The following is a 14,214-nucleotide window of genomic DNA, read 5'->3' as shown; positions in this document are numbered from 1 at the left end:
TTGTTGAGCTGGGGTCTGGTTGGTATTGCTGTGTTCCGGTGCGGCCCCGCTGCTGGAGCGCGCCGTGCAAGTCAGAGGGCGGAGGACTCTGCCGCCGCGAGCTGGCTGTCAAGATTGAAGACTTCCTCAAGTACCTGGAACCCCTCGTCGGGCGCCTGGTCCGTGTCTTCGAAAAGTTTTGCCATTTCAGCCTGCCATCGGGCGTTTACGCCCGCGAGGGCCATGCGGGCCCGGGCCGCGTCGAAGTCGTCGCATTCCAGGTATCCGATCAGGAGCCCATCCTCGCCGAGGAAAAGCGAGTAGTTGTTCCAGCCGGCGGCCTTGAGCGCCCTGAGCATCTCCGGCCAAACGGCGGCGTGCCGGCGGCGGTATTCGTCGATCAGCGCCGGCTGAACCGAGGAACGGAAGCACACCCTCATTTGGAACTCTCCTGAACTCGCGAATCTTTGAATCGTTTCATTGTTACGATTCAAAGTACTCTTGAATCTGACTAGGTGTCAAGCATTCCGGGACCTGCTTCCCTACAACACCGGGAGGCATCCGCACTCGGCCCACCAGCACGGAGAATCATGAATCGCTCAGCCAGCATCAAGGACGTAGCCAACCACGCCAGCGTGGCGGTAGGCACCGTTTCGAATGTGCTGAACTACCCGGACAGGGTCTCGCAGCGGACCAAGGAACGGGTGTTGCGTGCCATCGATGAACTCGGTTTCGTCCGCAACGACGCAGCGCGCCAGCTGCGCGCCGGCCACAGCCGCACCATAGGCCTCATCGTCCTGGACGTGGGAAACCCCTTTTTCACGTCCGTGGTGCGGGCTGCCGAGGATGCAGCCGCCCTCCAGGGCAGTGCCGTGCTGCTGGGCGACAGCGGGCACGACGCCGGCCGGGAGGCAAACTACATCGACCTGTTCCAGGAGCAACGCGTCCAGGGCCTCCTCATTTCGCCCGTGGGCGATGTCAGCGAGCGCCTGGACCTCCTCCGCGAGCGCGGCGTGCCCACCGTCCTGGTGGACCGGTTGGCTGACGAGGATAAGTTCAGCTCAGTGGCTGTTGACGACGACGCCGGGGGGTACCTCGCTGCCCGGCACCTGCTGGACACCGGCCGCCGTCGGCTCGCCTTTGTGGGTGGCTCCACGTCCATCCGCCAGGTGGCGGACCGCCTGCAGGGCGCCCAGCGGGCCGTGAAGGAAGAACCGGAGGCCACGCTGGAGGTGCTGGTTTCGGAAGGCCAGACTGTCCTGGCCGGGCGAAGCGTCGGCAACATACTGGTGGAGCGGGACCGCGCCGCGCTTCCAGACGGGATCTTTTGCGCCAACGACCTCCTGGCGCTCGGAGTCATGCAATCGCTCACCATGACGCACACCCTCCGGATTCCGGAGGACATCGCCTTGATCGGCTACGACGACATCGACTTCGCAGTCTCCGCCGTGGTGCCCCTCTCTTCCATCCGGCAGCCCACCGAAGCCTTGGGCAGGACGGCCATCGAACTCCTGGCCGAAGAGGTTGAAGCCCAGCACCCCCGGCACCGCGCAGTCATCTTCACCCCGGAACTGGTGGTCCGGCAAAGTACCGCGGCGCCGTCCGCGGGCTGACCGGACTTACCGCCGGCGGACTAGCCGGCCTGCTGCAGCCAGTCCATGGACTCTGTCCTGGAGGTAAAGAAGCGGGTGGGGCACGGCGGGATGTGGACGCCCAGGAAGAAGTTGGCCAGGATCCGGTCCACCGGGCTGGAGCCGAGCAGCGCAATCCGGTTCGCCGCACACGGGATGGAGAATACGGAACGGGCTGCCCTGGTGACGTTTTCGGTAGTGGCCATGTCCACCAGCATGGGGAAAGTCCCCTCCCCTGCTATCTCGTTGACAGCTGCCATTGCTGCCTGGGCGTCCTGCTGTTCTATACGGACTTGCGGCTCCCAGATAAGGTGGATGACACCGTCGGAACGCAATTCCACGGTGCCCTTGCCACCATCAACCATTACAGGCTCCATGCCGGTCTCCCTCCAGTGCAGACTCACCTATTCTGCTCCTACTTTGACCCGGAGCCGTCCTCACCTGCTTTCACGGCCTGTCCAGAGGCTTCCCGAACCGCAGGCACAGTGCACCTCCTTATGAAAGAGACATGACACAACGCTCAAGACGACCATCCGCCCTCATTGTGGTGCTGGGAATTGATGGTGCCGGCAAGTCGACTGCCGTTCAGGGTGTGGAGGAACTCATGCCGGGCACACCGGTGCTGGTCCTGGGCAACTACTCAGGGCGCAAAACCATCTCGGCCCTGGCCCGGCGCTTCGGGTTGCCGCTGCCCGCCCAGGTGGCGGATATCGTCGAAACCGTTGTCAGGGTCTACAACGTCCTGCTCAACCACCTGCGCGCAGGGCGCTTCGACGGGCTGGTCATTATGGACAGGCACCTGTACTGCCAGCTGGCCCTCCGCAAAGCCCGGGGCATACGCCGCCGCCGGATGCTGGAAGCCCTGCTGGGAATGCTGCCAAAGGCTCAGGCCGTTGTCTATTTCGACGTCACGGCTGAGCAGGCGTACGAACGGATTGCACTCAGGGGCGAGGACCAGGAAAACCTCGACGACCTCCAAAGGTTCAGGAGAGCCTACACCGAACTGCCCTGGTATCCCGGTTTTGTTGTCATTGATGCGGGCGGCTCCACCGAAAGCAGTGCCCTGCAGCTGCAGCAGATCATCACCGGCGTATTGGAATCCAGCGCCTCCTGCCCCCAGTGACACCACTACAAAAATCTGTCGCGGCAAACACTGCTGCTGCCCTTGTGGGGCGGGGGTAGCAGAAGCAAGGATTGGTTATGGATGACCTGCGGCACACAGCGAGACACCTGCTGCAGCGGAAGGATCTTGGCCTGATCGACCTCTGGATCCTCTATTGGAACCACGGCGGGCACTGCCATCCCTTTGATTTTGATGCCTTCATTCATGACGTGCTGCCCGTCGAGTGGTTCGACTTGCACGCTCTCCAGTCCGCGGTGGAGGAACTCTCGCTGGAAGCCATTGCCTGACCTGCTCCCACGCACGCCCCAACTGCCGTGGTCGGCATTCAGCAGGGGGATGCGCCGGGGCTCATGGGCCGGGGCGGGCATAGGTGAACTTATGCCTCTCAGCGGCAATAGGTATTCGTGGTGCCCGAGGGACATTATTCAGGGCACAAACAGGAACCAGGCCGCATGGCCCAGGAACCCAACCTCCTCTACAGGAAAGAACTGCCAGCTGATCCGGATGCCGCCCGGGAACTCATCCGGGCACCAGAATGACCAGTGGGCGTGATCCCCGAACTCTTCATCGTCCAACACTCCGGACAGCCCAACGAGGGCGGCACCCTGCTGCGAGAAGAGCGTGGTGTCCGTGAGCCCGTCGGGCCAGTGCGAGCGTTCCTTCGGCTCTCGAAAATCTAGACCTCCCAGGGCGTAGGTCAAATCATTTTGAATCGTTACATAAACTGGACTCCAAGGGCGGTCGTGCCGCACACTGGAAGGCGGAAAGCGCTTGCCAACGACGGGCGCCGAATAACACCGTGCCCTGTCCGGGCGGAATTGGAGCACCATGGGAACGCCAGCCGGCACCGTCGCCGGGACCCAGCCCCGGAACCCACACGATCCGGTACCTGCCACTGACGCGCAGGCCGCGGCGGAGCCCGTGGCGGAGCACCCCGGCGGACCTGCAGCGCGGGTGGCGCTGGTAGGTGTCCACGGCTTCGGCACGCACCACCTGCAGAACCTGGAACGCCTCCAGGCCGCCGGCGTCGTCCGCCTTGTTGCTGTTGCTGACCCCAATCCCCCGGCCCCCGGCTCCGTCCCTGCAACAACCGCCGTCTTTCCCGGGCTGGCCGAACTGCTCGCGGATACCAGCGGGCTGGATTTGATTATTGTTGCCACCCCCATCCAGACCCATGCCCCGCTCGGCCTGGCAGCACTGGCCACCGCGGCCGACCTCTACCTGGAAAAGCCGCCGGTCGCGTCGCTGGCGGACTTCAGCCGGCTTTGCGACGCTGCTGCGGGCAATGGCAGGAGTGTCCAGATCGGCTTCCAGAGCCTGGGTTCCCACGCGTTGGAGGCCATCGAACAGCTCCTGGCGGACGGAACCATAGGCACCCTTCAGGGCATCTCTGCCACCGGCCGCTGGGTGCGGGACCGGGCCTACTACAAGCGGTCCCGCTGGGCCGGCAAACGCACCATTCGCGGCGTGGACGTGGTGGACGGCGTGGCCACCAATCCCCTGGCCCATGCGGTGGCGACAGCGCTGAGAATTGCCGGGGCACGCACCACGGCCGACATCGCTTCCCTGGAAACCGAGCTCTACCGTGCCAATCAGATCGAATCGGATGACACCTCGGTGATCCGGATCCGAACCAGCGCGGGACTGCCCATCACCTGCGCCCTCACACTGTGCGCCACCGAGTCCGTGGAGCCCTACGTGACCCTCCAGGGCTCGGCGGGCACGGCGGTCTTCCACTACACCGAGGACCGCCTGACGGTGGAGACAGCTGCCGGCCGTTCCGAGGAGGTCTTCGGCCGGGACGACCTGACGGAAAACCTGCTGGCCCATCGCAACACCGGGGCTCCGCTCATCAGCCCGCTCCTGGACAGCGGTGCTTTTATGCTCGTCCTGGAAGCCATTCGAACTGCCCCGCTGCCGGCGCCCATCGATGAGGCGCACTTCCGTTGGGAAGGCGAGGGGGATGCGGCACACGCAGTGGTCACCGGCATCGAGGACGCCCTGGCGCGTGCCGCCGGGCAGCATGCCACCTTCAGTGAATTGGGGCTGCCCTGGGCCGGTACCGCCCCGCACGCCTTCACCCTGCAGGTTACATGACCGCACCCCGGTCTCGGAACAGACACGTAGCGTGATGTTCAAGGGCAACTGCATGCAACCCACCTGCTGCCCAGCCCAGAGATTCGGATCCCTCCCGGGCCCGCCAGACCGGCTGCGCGGCCGTGGTTGAGGATGGCGCAGGGTCGCCGCGGTGGAGCTCCGGCCGGGTTGCCTCGGACTCGCCCGCCTTTGCTGCCTATGAGGGACCAGTGCTCGACGACGACGCGGACTACGGGAGTCGCGTCCGGGTGTGGGACGCCGCGGGTCTGCCGGGCGCCTGGTTTGCGCCGCAGCAGTTGAGCACCGACCTTTCTGACACCGGCTGGGGCGGACTGCGTACACCGTGCTCCGGGCGGCCGCGCCCCGCTGGAGGTTCTGGACAGTGCACTGCGTGTGCCCGGTACGCTGTTCCTGCCTGCCCATGCCCTGTCCTCCGATTCGCCATTGCCGGCTCCACGCCCGCGTCCGCCAATGATGCGCATTGCCGGGCTCATCGTCCGGAGCTCCAGTCCGGTGACGGCCTGCTGCTGGAACTCAGTCCCGCCGGGGACGTGGCGCTTCGCGGTGCCGCCGAGGTCCTGGCCAGCGCGAAGGCAAGCCCGGCGACTAAGGAGTGGCGTGTCCTGGACGCCTCGACGACGGCAAGGCCGTCACTTCCGTGGACGGCGTCGAGCTCCTTGTTGGTTTCCCGGCGGGCGCCATCAGTCCGGACGGCCGGCACGCAGGCGGAGACGGCAGCAAGGAGACCGCGGATTTCCGAATCCACTCCGGCACCTGGACGTTCCCTCCGGCCAGCGAAGCCTGACACCCGCAATACCCGAAAGTAGGTATCAGGCCAGTGCGCTCCTCCGGGAATGCCTCCACAGCAGAAAACCGATAACGGCGGCGGACAGCATGCCCAGCCCGCCGGTTGTCACGAGCCCCATCCGCACGCCGAACTGCTCCGTCAGCCAACCGGCCAGCAGGCCGCCGAGGGCGTGTCCGCCTAGCAAGAGGGGCAGATAGAGGGCCATCACCCGGCCGCGGATCTCCGGACCGGCCTCAAGCTGCACGGCCGTTGCGGCGCTGGTGAGGAACAGCAGGGTCATCAGGCCCACCACCACCAGCATCACAATAAAAAGGGTGAGGCTGGGCATCAGGGCCGCAACCAGCTGGGACAGCCCAAACAGGCCTGCCGCAAGCACGATCCCCTTCCGCCCCAGGCCCCGTAGGCGGGCCGCCAGCAGAGCACCGGCAAGGGCGCCGATGGCACTGACGGTGTTGAACAGCCCAAACCCTTCAACGCCGTTGTGCCACACTCGTTCAGCAAATGCCGCCAGCACTACAGGTCCGTTCATGCCGAACATCCCCAGAAGCCCGGCCAGGGCAATGATCAGCAGCAGCGAAGGCCGTTCGCGGACGTAGCGGAACCCGGCCAGGAGCTGGCCCCGGCCCCGTTCAGCCGGGATGCTCGGATGCAGCTCAGCCGGGCGGATGGCGGCAATCAGACACAGCACCAGCAGGCATAGCAGCGAGTTGGCCGCAAACGCCGCAGCTGATCCAACCTGGGCAATGACTATTCCAGCCAGGGCAGGTCCTGCCATCGCGCCCAGTTGGCCGATGGCATTGTTGATGCCGATGGCGGGCCTGAGGGCGGCGTCGCCCACTACCTCGTTGACGAACACGGTCATGGCGGGCTGGTTAATGGCCGAGGTTACGCCGAGTGCTATACAACTCGCGTACACCGCCCAGACGGTGATGGTCCCGCTGGCTGCCCACGCGGCCAGGCCAACCGCGAGGAAGGCAATGACGGCCTGGCAGGCCAGCATGATGCGGCGTTTGGGAAACATGTCCACGAGCAGGCCGCTGAGTGGTCCCACAATCAGCATGGGCAGGAACTGCAGTGCGACGGCCACCCCCACGGCGGCGGGGCTGCCGGTCAGTTGCAGCACCAGCCAGTCCTGGGCGAGCCGCTGCATCCACACACCCACGCTGCCGGTGAATACCAGTGCCAGGAAGAGACGGTAGTTGCGCTGCTTCAGGGGCTGGTACCACGGGGGCTGGCTCGTCGGAGAAGGGAGGGACTGTTCGGAACGCTGGCGGTCGGAAGACACGTCGGACTCAACTCAAATTAGTAACGGGCAGAACCAGGAAATGTTTATAGCGTGCCGTTGTTACCAGCCGCCGGTGGTGGTACTGGGGCTTAGCGGCGGTGGTTCAGGCGCGGGTGGAGCGCAGCTTTACTGCTGCGGCGGCAAGGATCAGGGTGCCGGGAACCACCACGAAGAGTGCGGCCAGCATCCACACAAACACCACTGCCCCGAAGAGCGCCGCGGCCAGCAGAAGGGACCCGCTCCAGTCCTTCAGTGACAGGGCCTGTCCGGTCTCAAGCGCGGAGCGCCAGGCACTACGGGCGTCAGCGCGGGAGCCGGCGGAGTCGGACCAGGCGGCAGCGGTACGCAGGAGCAGGATGGCCGCCCCGGCAGCGAGGATCAGGGTTGCCGGCAGGACCACTTCCCGGCCAGGCAGCTGCCCTACCCAAGCGAGCAAAAGGTTAAGGACAATCACGACGGCGGCTGCCGCCGTCGCAATTCCAAGCTTCCAGCTGCCTGGCAAGGCAGCCTTGAAAGTGTCCCAGAGGCCGCGGACAGAATCGTCCCGGCCGGAGAGGTGCCGTTCGAGATGGGCGATCCCCGCCGCATACGCGGCGGGGATCGTCACCAGCGGAATGGACAGCACCAGCACCAGCACCCCGGCCAGGAGGGTCTCGGAGAACAGCGCGAAGCGGTTTACCGGGACGGGTTCGTGGTGGTTGGGGGCGGGTGTGGTGCTGTCCATGACGCTCATTTTCTGTCTCGGTTTTCCGTTAGCCTTTGAGGCCCTGGGTGGAGACGCCTTCGACGATGTAGCGCTGGAAGACGAGGAAGAAGATCAGGACCGGGAGCAGGGCCAGGACGGACATGGCGATCATTGCGCCGTAATCCGAGGACTGGGTCTGGTCCACGAAGAGCCGCAGGGCCAGCGGCAGCGGGTATTTGTCGGGGGTGTTGAGGTAGAGCAGCGGGCCCAGGAAGTCGTTCCAGCTCCAGATGAAGGAAAAGATCGAGGTTGAGATCAGGGCCGGTTTCATCAGCGGGAGCATGATAGAGGTGAAGATCCGGACGTGGCCGGCGCCATCGATCCTGGCGGCCTCGTCCAGCTCACCGGGGAGGTTGCGCATGAACTGGACCATGAGGAACACGAAGAACGCGTCAGCGGCGAGGAATTTGCCGATCAGCAGCGGCACGTAGGTGTCGATCAGGCCGAGCTGTTGGAACACGATGTACTGCGGGATGATCACCACGTGGAACGGCAGGAGCAAGGTGGCGATCATCATGCCGAAGAAGATGCTGCGGCCGGGGAACTTGATCCGGGCGAACGCATAGGCTGACACGCTGGCCGACAGGACGGTTCCCACCACTGCACCGACGGCCAGGATCAGGGAGTTGGTGAAGAACGTCAGGGTGGATACCCCGCCGATGCCCTCCATCGCGGTGACGAAGTTGTCGAAGCTGAAGTTGTTGGACCACAGTGACGTGTTGGTGCCGCCGATCTCGGCGTTCGGTTTGAACGATGAGGCGATCATCCACAGGCCCGGGTACAGGACCACTGCCGTCAGGGCGAGGGCGACGATGTGGAAGAGGGTGCTCTTGGCGCGCTTGGCCCCGGCCGATTCGGACTTGGGGTTGTAGTTGGGCACCTGGGCGTCCGGCGTGGACTCGGTGGTGGTTGCCGTGGTTGTCATTTTGCGTCTCCGCTGTAGTGGACCCAGCCTTTGGAGGTCTTGAAGATGACCAGAGTGAGGATGCCGACGACGATCAGGAGCAGCCAGGCCATTGCGGAGGCGTAGCCCATCCGGAAGTCGCTGAAGCCGCGCAGGTAGAGGTAGAGGGTGTAGAAGAGGGTGGAGCCGGCGGGGCCGCCTTCACCGTTGGAGATGATGTAGGCGGAGCTGAAGATCTGGAATGCGTGGATGGTTTCCATTAGCAGGTTGAAGAAGACCACCGGGGATAGCATGGGCCAGGTGATGTTGAAGAACTTCCGTACCGGGCCGGCACCGTCCATGGACGCGGCCTCGTAGAGGTCCGCCGGGATCTGCTTGAGGCCGGCGAGGAAGATCACCATCGGGGCGCCGAACTGCCAGACGGTCAGCAGGATGAACATCGGCATGGTCATGGACGGGTTGCCCACCCAGCCGCCGATGTTGATGCCGAAGAGCGACAGGCCCTGGTCCACCGGTCCGGAATCGCCGAACATGGCCTTCCAGACGATCGCGATGGAGACTGACGCGCCGATCAGGGACGGGGCGTAGAACGCGGACCGGTAAAAGCCCTGGCCCTTGCGTGCGCTGTTCAGCAGCATCGCCACCGCCAGGGCCGCGGCGAGCTTCAACGGCGTACCGAAGACCACGTAGCCCACGGTCACGCCCACCGACTGCAGGAACCGTTCGTCCTGGAACATGGTGGTGTAGTTATCCAGGCCGATCCACTTGGGCGGATCGAACAGGTTGTAGTTGGTGAAGGACAGGTACAGCGAGGAAATCATCGGACCCAGGGTCAGGGCGATGAATCCCAGCAGCCAGGGCAGCAGGAAGGTGTAGCCGGCGCGGGCATCCGCCCCCCGCTGCCGCGACTTGCGCGGCAGCGGGGAGGCGGACGGCGCCGAACGCCTGCTCAATGTTGGGCTTTGAGTCACGAGTTCAATCCGTCAGTTGTGAAAGCCTGGATCAGGCGTTCTGCTTGATGAGGTCTTCGGCTTCCTTGAACCACGCGTCGGCCGCGCCGTCGATGGTCAGCTTGCCGTAGTTCAGGTCCGAGCTGACGCGCTTGAAGGAGGCCTCGAGGGTACCGAAACCGACGATGGGCGGCTCGGGGGCTTCCTTGAGGTACTGCTCGATAGACTTTTCGTAGTCCACCACGAGCTTGTCCGTACCTTCGAAGGTGGTGCCGTCACGCTGGGTCTTCGACGCCGGAACGCCGCGGGAGGTCTTGAAGATCTGGCCCACCTCGGGGTCGTTGACCATGAAGTCGATGAAGCGGGCAGCAGCATCCTTGAACTTGGTCTTGGCGCTGGCCACCATCAGCATGGACGGCTTCAGGAAGAGGCCCAGGTTGTCCGGGTCATCGGACGGGACCGGAACGAGCTTGAGTTCCTTGGCGCCGCTGTCCGCCAGGTAACCGGCCATGAAGTTGTCCCAGGTGACTTCGGTGGCGGTGACGTTAGAACCGAACGGGGACTTGGGTGCGAGCTGGGTGACGCGCTCTTCGGTGATAATGGCGGGGGTGCCGCGAAGACCGGCGGTCTGGTTCCACCACTTCTTCATATCGTCCTTGGTGAAGCCGAGCTTGCCGTCCTCGGTGAAGGCCTCGATGTTGTTCTGGCGGAGCCAGATGTTGAACATCCACCAGACACCGGTGTAGTCGGTCGAGCCGAAGATCGCGCTCTTGCTCTTGGTGCCCACCTCAGTCAGGAAGTCGTTGAATTCCTTGTAGGTCCACTTTCCTGTCGGCTCAGCGATGCCCAGGGTAGCCAGCTTGGCCGGATCGTAGTAGACGGCGAACGCGTTGGTGCTGGTGGGGATACCGTAGGTCTTGCCCCTGATCTGGCCCGAGGGCAGGAGGGACTTGTCAAAGGCATCGGTGTTGATCTTCACAGTGCCCAGGTCCAGGAGCTGGTTGCGCTGGCCGTAATCTCGCAGGTAGGAAAGGTCCCACTGCATCACGTCCGGCAGGCCGCCGCCCGCCGCTTCAGTGGCACGCTTTTGCCAGTAGCCGGCGAAGTCAGTGAAGTTGCCGTTGACCTTGATGTCCGGGTTCTTCGACTCGAACAAGGCGATTGCCTTGCGGGTACGCTCGGCGCGGTCGTCGTTGCCCCACCAGGTGTAGTTGATGGTGACAGGGTTTTCCGCAGAGCCAGTCTCGCCGGCGCTGGTGCCGCCGCCCGTTCCACAGGCCGCCAGTGCCGCGGCAGATGCGGTACCTACGGCTACGGTGGTGAGGAAATTTCTTCTGTTGATCATGAGAGCCTCCTTGCTCGATGTGTGCAACCCCAGTCGCCCAACCTACAACGTGAGTAGTGAGCTGGCTTACACGGCTTCTGAAACGATACAATATCGGCATTACCGGAAATGGGCAAGCGTTTTCCAGAGATCTGATTATCAAGCCAGTTTCATCTTCCCAGCAGACAAAGGAGTCCCATGACTTTGCAGGAAACTTCCAGCCCGGCCCGGGTTTGGAACAACATCGAAGGTATCGCCTATGGGGGCGACTATAACCCGGAACAGTGGCCGGTCAGCGTCCGGTTGGAGGACCTGGAGCTGATGAAGGAAGCCGGCGTGAACTTCCTCAGTGTGGGGATCTTTTCCTGGGCACTGCTGGAGCCGGAGGAGGGCAAGTACGATTTCGGCTGGCTGGACGAGGTGATGGACAACCTGGCCGGAATCGGCGTCAAGGTAGCCCTGGCCACTGCCACCGCCGCTCCCCCGGCCTGGCTGGTACGCAAGCATCCGGAAATCCTGCCCATAACGGCGGACGGAACCGTGCTGGGACCGGGCTCGCGGCGGCACTACTCGCCGTCGTCGGCCGTTTACCGCCGCTACGCCAGCGGCATCACGCGTGTTCTCGCCGAGCGATACAGGGACCATCCGGCCCTGGCGCTATGGCATGTGGACAACGAACTGGGCTGCCACGTCTCCGAGTTCTACGGCGAAGAAGACGCTGCAGCATTCCGCACGTGGCTTGAGCGGCGTTATGGAAGCATCGGCGCGCTCAACGCGGCTTGGGGTACTGCTTTCTGGTCCCAAAACTACGGCTCATTCGAAGAGATCCTGCCGCCCGGCGTCGCGCCTTCCACCCTGAACCCGGGCCAGCAGCTGGACTTCCAGCGCTTCAACTCCTGGGCTTTGATGGACTACTACCGCGAACTCGTTGGCGTCCTCCGGGAGGTCACCCCCGGGGTTTCTTGCACCACCAACCTGATGGCATCCAGCGCCACAAAGTCCATGGACTACTTCGACTGGGCCAAGGACCTGGACGTCATCGCCAACGACCACTACCTCGTGGCCGCCGATCCCGAACGGCAGATCGAACTCGCGTTCAGCGCTGATCTCACCCGCGGCATCGCGGGAGGTGACCCGTGGATCCTGATGGAACATTCGACGTCGGCCGTCAACTGGCAGCCACGCAACCAGCCCAAGATGCCCGGCGAAATGCTGCGCAACTCGCTGGCCCATGTGGCCCGCGGCGCGGACGCCGTGATGTTCTTCCAGTGGCGGCAGAGCTTCGCTGGCTCGGAGAAGTTCCACTCGGCAATGGTGCCGCACGGCGGGCGGGACACACGGGTGTGGCGCGAGGTAGTGGACCTTGGTGCTGCTTTGAAACGCCTCGCCCCGGTCCGCGGTTCCCGGGTGGAATCGCGTGCTGCAATCGTCTTCGACTACGAGGCCTGGTGGGCGAGCGAAATCGACTCCAAGCCGAGCCAGGACGTGAAGTACCTGGACCTGCTGCGGGCATTCCACCGGGCTCTGTTCCTGCGGGGCGTGTCCGTGGATATGGTCCACCCTTCCGCCTCTTTAGAAGGCTACGACCTCGTGCTGGTGTGCACCTTGTACACGGTCACCGACGAGGCCGCCGCACATATTGCCGCTGCCGCTTCTGCCGGGGCAACGGTCCTGGTGAGCTACTTCAGCGGGATCGTGGACGAGAAGGACCACGTGCGGCTTGGTGGCTACCCGGGAGCATTCCGCGAGCTGCTGGGCGTGCGCGTGGAGGAATTCCACCCTCTGCTGGCCGGCGGCCAGCTGAAACTGAGCGGCGGCGGGTTTTCCACGATCTGGAGCGAGCACCTTCACCTTGCCGGCGCCGAGGTGGTGCAGACGTTCACGGAGTATCCGCTGGAGGACGTGCCGTCGCTGACCCGGCGGACGGTGGGCTCCGGCGTGGCTTGGTACCTCGCCACGTTCCCGGACCGGGACGGGATCGAGTCGATCGTGGACCGGCTGCTGGAGGATTCCGGCGTTGCGCCCGTCACTGTGGCCGACCCGGGAGTTGAACTGACGCGCAGGCGTTCCGACGACGGCCACAGCTTCCTGTTTGCCATCAACCACTCACCTACACCCGGTGCGGTGCAGGCTTCCGGCGTTGACCTGCTCTCCGGCCAGCCTTTTGAAGGGGTTGTGCCAGCCGGCAGCGTTGTGGTTATTGCCGAGGACTGACTCCAAGCGGACGACCGCGTTTAGTGGTCCCGGCCTTCCGTATACGCCCGCGGCCGGGGCCGCTTTTGTGGTTGTCGGCTCCAGACCGGGGCGAGTTGCAGGTTGTCCACATGGCAACTTTTGCCAGCACTTTGTCAGTGGTCTTTGGCAGAGTTGTCCTATGGAAGCCATTGGGGATCAGCTTGCGGAGTTCGGCGGTTCTACCGGCGTGCTTACGCGGGCTGGGACCAGTTCCGCCCGTGGCTCTGGAGCGTACGACGGCGGCTCGCGCCTGAGTCTTACCGGTCACCTTCGCGTTATTCCCGACAATCCTGCCCCTCATGATGCTGGGCCGGGTGAAGTCGTACCCCTCGCCTCGGCCCCCGCGGCGGCTCACGTTGCTGAGCCGCTGAGCTTGGCGGAGGTTGGCCGGCTCCTGGCCGCTGCCGCCGCCGCAGCACCCGCGGCCCTTGCTGCGGCTGACTACGTCCAAGCCGCTAATTTCGCCGGGCAGGTTGAGGAACTCTCCCGGAGCGTGGAGTACCTGCAGGTCCTCGGTGCCGGGACTGTGGACCGCACCAGAACACAGGCCATTGCCGCCGCGGACGCCGCACGGGCCAGCCGGTCCCGGACGGGCAAGGGCTGGGTCACCGGCTGGGACAACGGTGTGGAAACCCTGCACGAAACAGACACCGCCTCGCCCGGCGAACCAGCAGCAAGTGCTCCAACTGCAGGTGACTTAGGGATCAGTAGGTCTGGGCCCAGCAGCTCCGGGGTCAGCGCTTCAATCACCAGCGTTTCAGTGGCCCGTGCCGTCAGGACCAGGACCGGGACGGCGGGGCAGGATCGGGTTGTCACGTCCCCGGCGGACGACGGGTGCGCCAACACCGCAGAGTTCCTCCGCCAGCGGCTGCGGATCGGCAAAAGCGAAGCCCACCGCCGGCTGGCCCTCGCCGCGGACATCCTGCCCGCCACCACCCTCACCGGCGACACCATCCCAGCCCCACGCGAACACCTCGCCGCCGCCCTCACCCCCACCCCCGCCACCGTCGAGGACACCAGCGACACCAACGCGGTTACCGCGCACTGTGAGGGTGGGGTCGGTCCTGCCGTGTCCTCCAAGGCCGGGACCATCATCAGCCTGACCCTGCACCGGCTCCAGCACCTCACCACAC

At 64.5% G+C, this 14,214-nt stretch carries 14 protein-coding genes and 2 pseudogenes; 7 read left to right on the top strand and 9 right to left on the bottom strand.

Features of this window, described 5'->3' with window-relative positions:
• Nucleotides 1-71: 71 nt before the first annotated feature.
• Complete coding sequence (locus CXQ88_RS15055) at nucleotides 72-419, bottom strand: L-rhamnose mutarotase (protein ID WP_104044961.1); 348 nt, start codon at nucleotides 417-419, stop codon at nucleotides 72-74.
• Nucleotides 420-569: 150 nt separating this feature from the next.
• Here CXQ88_RS15055 and CXQ88_RS15050 point away from each other — a divergent pair, with 150 nt between their 5' ends.
• Entirely contained in the window at nucleotides 570-1,592 is a 1,023-nt protein-coding gene (locus tag CXQ88_RS15050) for a LacI family DNA-binding transcriptional regulator (RefSeq protein ID WP_104044960.1), read from the top strand.
• A gap of 20 nt (nucleotides 1,593-1,612) precedes the next feature.
• Here the strand turns inward: CXQ88_RS15050 and CXQ88_RS15045 are convergent, their stop codons facing one another.
• Nucleotides 1,613-1,987 carry a DUF7793 family protein gene (locus CXQ88_RS15045; protein ID WP_104044959.1) on the bottom strand — a complete coding sequence of 125 codons (375 nt, stop codon included), beginning with the start codon at nucleotides 1,985-1,987 and terminating at the stop codon, nucleotides 1,613-1,615.
• Nucleotides 1,988-2,118: 131 nt separating this feature from the next.
• Here CXQ88_RS15045 and CXQ88_RS15040 point away from each other — a divergent pair, with 131 nt between their 5' ends.
• On the top strand, nucleotides 2,119-2,733 hold the full coding sequence (locus CXQ88_RS15040; RefSeq protein WP_104044958.1) for an AAA family ATPase: 615 nt from the start codon (nucleotides 2,119-2,121) through the stop codon (nucleotides 2,731-2,733).
• A 77-nt stretch (nucleotides 2,734-2,810) separates the two neighbouring features.
• Nucleotides 2,811-3,020: a hypothetical protein gene (locus tag CXQ88_RS15035; protein ID WP_104044957.1), complete on the top strand. Its 210-nt coding sequence runs from the start codon at nucleotides 2,811-2,813 to the stop codon at nucleotides 3,018-3,020.
• Nucleotides 3,021-3,158: 138 nt separating this feature from the next.
• Here CXQ88_RS15035 and CXQ88_RS21610 read toward each other — a convergent pair whose 3' ends face one another.
• Nucleotides 3,159-3,434 (bottom strand): YesU family protein, encoded by a 276-nt coding sequence (locus tag CXQ88_RS21610; protein WP_258061907.1) that lies wholly within the window; start codon nucleotides 3,432-3,434, stop codon nucleotides 3,159-3,161.
• 127 nt (nucleotides 3,435-3,561) lie between these two features.
• Here CXQ88_RS21610 and CXQ88_RS15025 point away from each other — a divergent pair, with 127 nt between their 5' ends.
• Both CXQ88_RS15025 and CXQ88_RS22850 read left to right on the top strand, forming a co-directional pair.
• Nucleotides 3,562-4,830 (top strand): Gfo/Idh/MocA family protein, encoded by a 1,269-nt coding sequence (locus CXQ88_RS15025; protein WP_104044956.1) that lies wholly within the window; start codon nucleotides 3,562-3,564, stop codon nucleotides 4,828-4,830.
• 95 nt (nucleotides 4,831-4,925) lie between these two features.
• A pseudogene (locus CXQ88_RS22850) lies at nucleotides 4,926-5,129 on the top strand (hypothetical protein); the annotation flags it as partial.
• Nucleotides 5,130-5,320: 191 nt separating this feature from the next.
• On the opposite strand, the gene CXQ88_RS21605 reads toward CXQ88_RS22850, so the two are convergent.
• From CXQ88_RS21605 to CXQ88_RS14995, 6 genes are all read right to left on the bottom strand, one after another.
• Nucleotides 5,321-5,596, bottom strand: a complete 276-nt coding sequence (locus tag CXQ88_RS21605; protein ID WP_146069226.1) for a hypothetical protein — start codon at nucleotides 5,594-5,596, stop codon at nucleotides 5,321-5,323.
• 64 nt (nucleotides 5,597-5,660) lie between these two features.
• Complete coding sequence (locus tag CXQ88_RS15015) at nucleotides 5,661-6,923, bottom strand: MFS transporter (RefSeq protein WP_104044954.1); 1,263 nt, start codon at nucleotides 6,921-6,923, stop codon at nucleotides 5,661-5,663.
• 103 nt (nucleotides 6,924-7,026) lie between these two features.
• Nucleotides 7,027-7,656, bottom strand: a complete 630-nt coding sequence (locus CXQ88_RS15010) for a Poxvirus protein I5 (protein ID WP_104044953.1) — start codon at nucleotides 7,654-7,656, stop codon at nucleotides 7,027-7,029.
• 19 nt (nucleotides 7,657-7,675) lie between these two features.
• Nucleotides 7,676-8,593, bottom strand: coding sequence for a carbohydrate ABC transporter permease (locus CXQ88_RS15005; RefSeq protein ID WP_104044952.1), 918 nt, complete (start codon nucleotides 8,591-8,593; stop codon nucleotides 7,676-7,678).
• Entirely contained in the window at nucleotides 8,590-9,543 is a 954-nt protein-coding gene (locus CXQ88_RS15000; RefSeq protein ID WP_104044951.1) for a carbohydrate ABC transporter permease, read from the bottom strand. Before CXQ88_RS15000 ends, CXQ88_RS15005 begins: the two co-directional genes overlap by 4 nt.
• Before the next feature lie 31 nt (nucleotides 9,544-9,574).
• Nucleotides 9,575-10,867, bottom strand: a complete 1,293-nt coding sequence (locus CXQ88_RS14995; protein ID WP_104044950.1) for an ABC transporter substrate-binding protein — start codon at nucleotides 10,865-10,867, stop codon at nucleotides 9,575-9,577.
• A gap of 177 nt (nucleotides 10,868-11,044) precedes the next feature.
• Between CXQ88_RS14995 and CXQ88_RS14990 the strand changes: the two genes are divergently transcribed.
• Both CXQ88_RS14990 and CXQ88_RS14985 read left to right on the top strand, forming a co-directional pair.
• Nucleotides 11,045-13,060 (top strand): beta-galactosidase, encoded by a 2,016-nt coding sequence (locus CXQ88_RS14990; protein ID WP_104044949.1) that lies wholly within the window; start codon nucleotides 11,045-11,047, stop codon nucleotides 13,058-13,060.
• 160 nt (nucleotides 13,061-13,220) lie between these two features.
• Nucleotides 13,221-14,214, top strand: a pseudogene (locus CXQ88_RS14985) (HNH endonuclease signature motif containing protein); the annotation flags it as partial.

Source organism: Arthrobacter sp. ZGTC412, from assembly GCF_002929215.1.
Taxonomy (GTDB): domain Bacteria; phylum Actinomycetota; class Actinomycetes; order Actinomycetales; family Micrococcaceae; genus Arthrobacter.
Note: the sequence above shows the minus strand (reverse complement) of the source record. Positions and strands in the feature narration are given on the sequence as shown.

Excerpts from the sequence above, each read along its gene's own strand:
- CXQ88_RS15055 (WP_104044961.1), bottom strand. The coding sequence starts at position 419 with ATGAGGGTGTGCTTCCGTTCCTCGGTTCAGCCGGCGCTGATCGACGAA.
- CXQ88_RS15035 (WP_104044957.1), top strand. The coding sequence starts at position 2,811 with ATGGATGACCTGCGGCACACAGCGAGACACCTGCTGCAGCGGAAGGAT.
- CXQ88_RS14990 (WP_104044949.1), top strand. The coding sequence starts at position 11,045 with ATGACTTTGCAGGAAACTTCCAGCCCGGCCCGGGTTTGGAACAACATC.
- CXQ88_RS15005 (WP_104044952.1), bottom strand. The coding sequence starts at position 8,593 with ATGACAACCACGGCAACCACCACCGAGTCCACGCCGGACGCCCAGGTG.
- CXQ88_RS15045 (WP_104044959.1), bottom strand. The coding sequence starts at position 1,987 with ATGGAGCCTGTAATGGTTGATGGTGGCAAGGGCACCGTGGAATTGCGT.
- CXQ88_RS15025 (WP_104044956.1), top strand. The coding sequence starts at position 3,562 with ATGGGAACGCCAGCCGGCACCGTCGCCGGGACCCAGCCCCGGAACCCA.
- CXQ88_RS14995 (WP_104044950.1), bottom strand. The coding sequence starts at position 10,867 with ATGATCAACAGAAGAAATTTCCTCACCACCGTAGCCGTAGGTACCGCA.
- CXQ88_RS15010 (WP_104044953.1), bottom strand. The coding sequence starts at position 7,656 with ATGAGCGTCATGGACAGCACCACACCCGCCCCCAACCACCACGAACCC.
- CXQ88_RS15050 (WP_104044960.1), top strand. The coding sequence starts at position 570 with ATGAATCGCTCAGCCAGCATCAAGGACGTAGCCAACCACGCCAGCGTG.
- CXQ88_RS15040 (WP_104044958.1), top strand. The coding sequence starts at position 2,119 with ATGACACAACGCTCAAGACGACCATCCGCCCTCATTGTGGTGCTGGGA.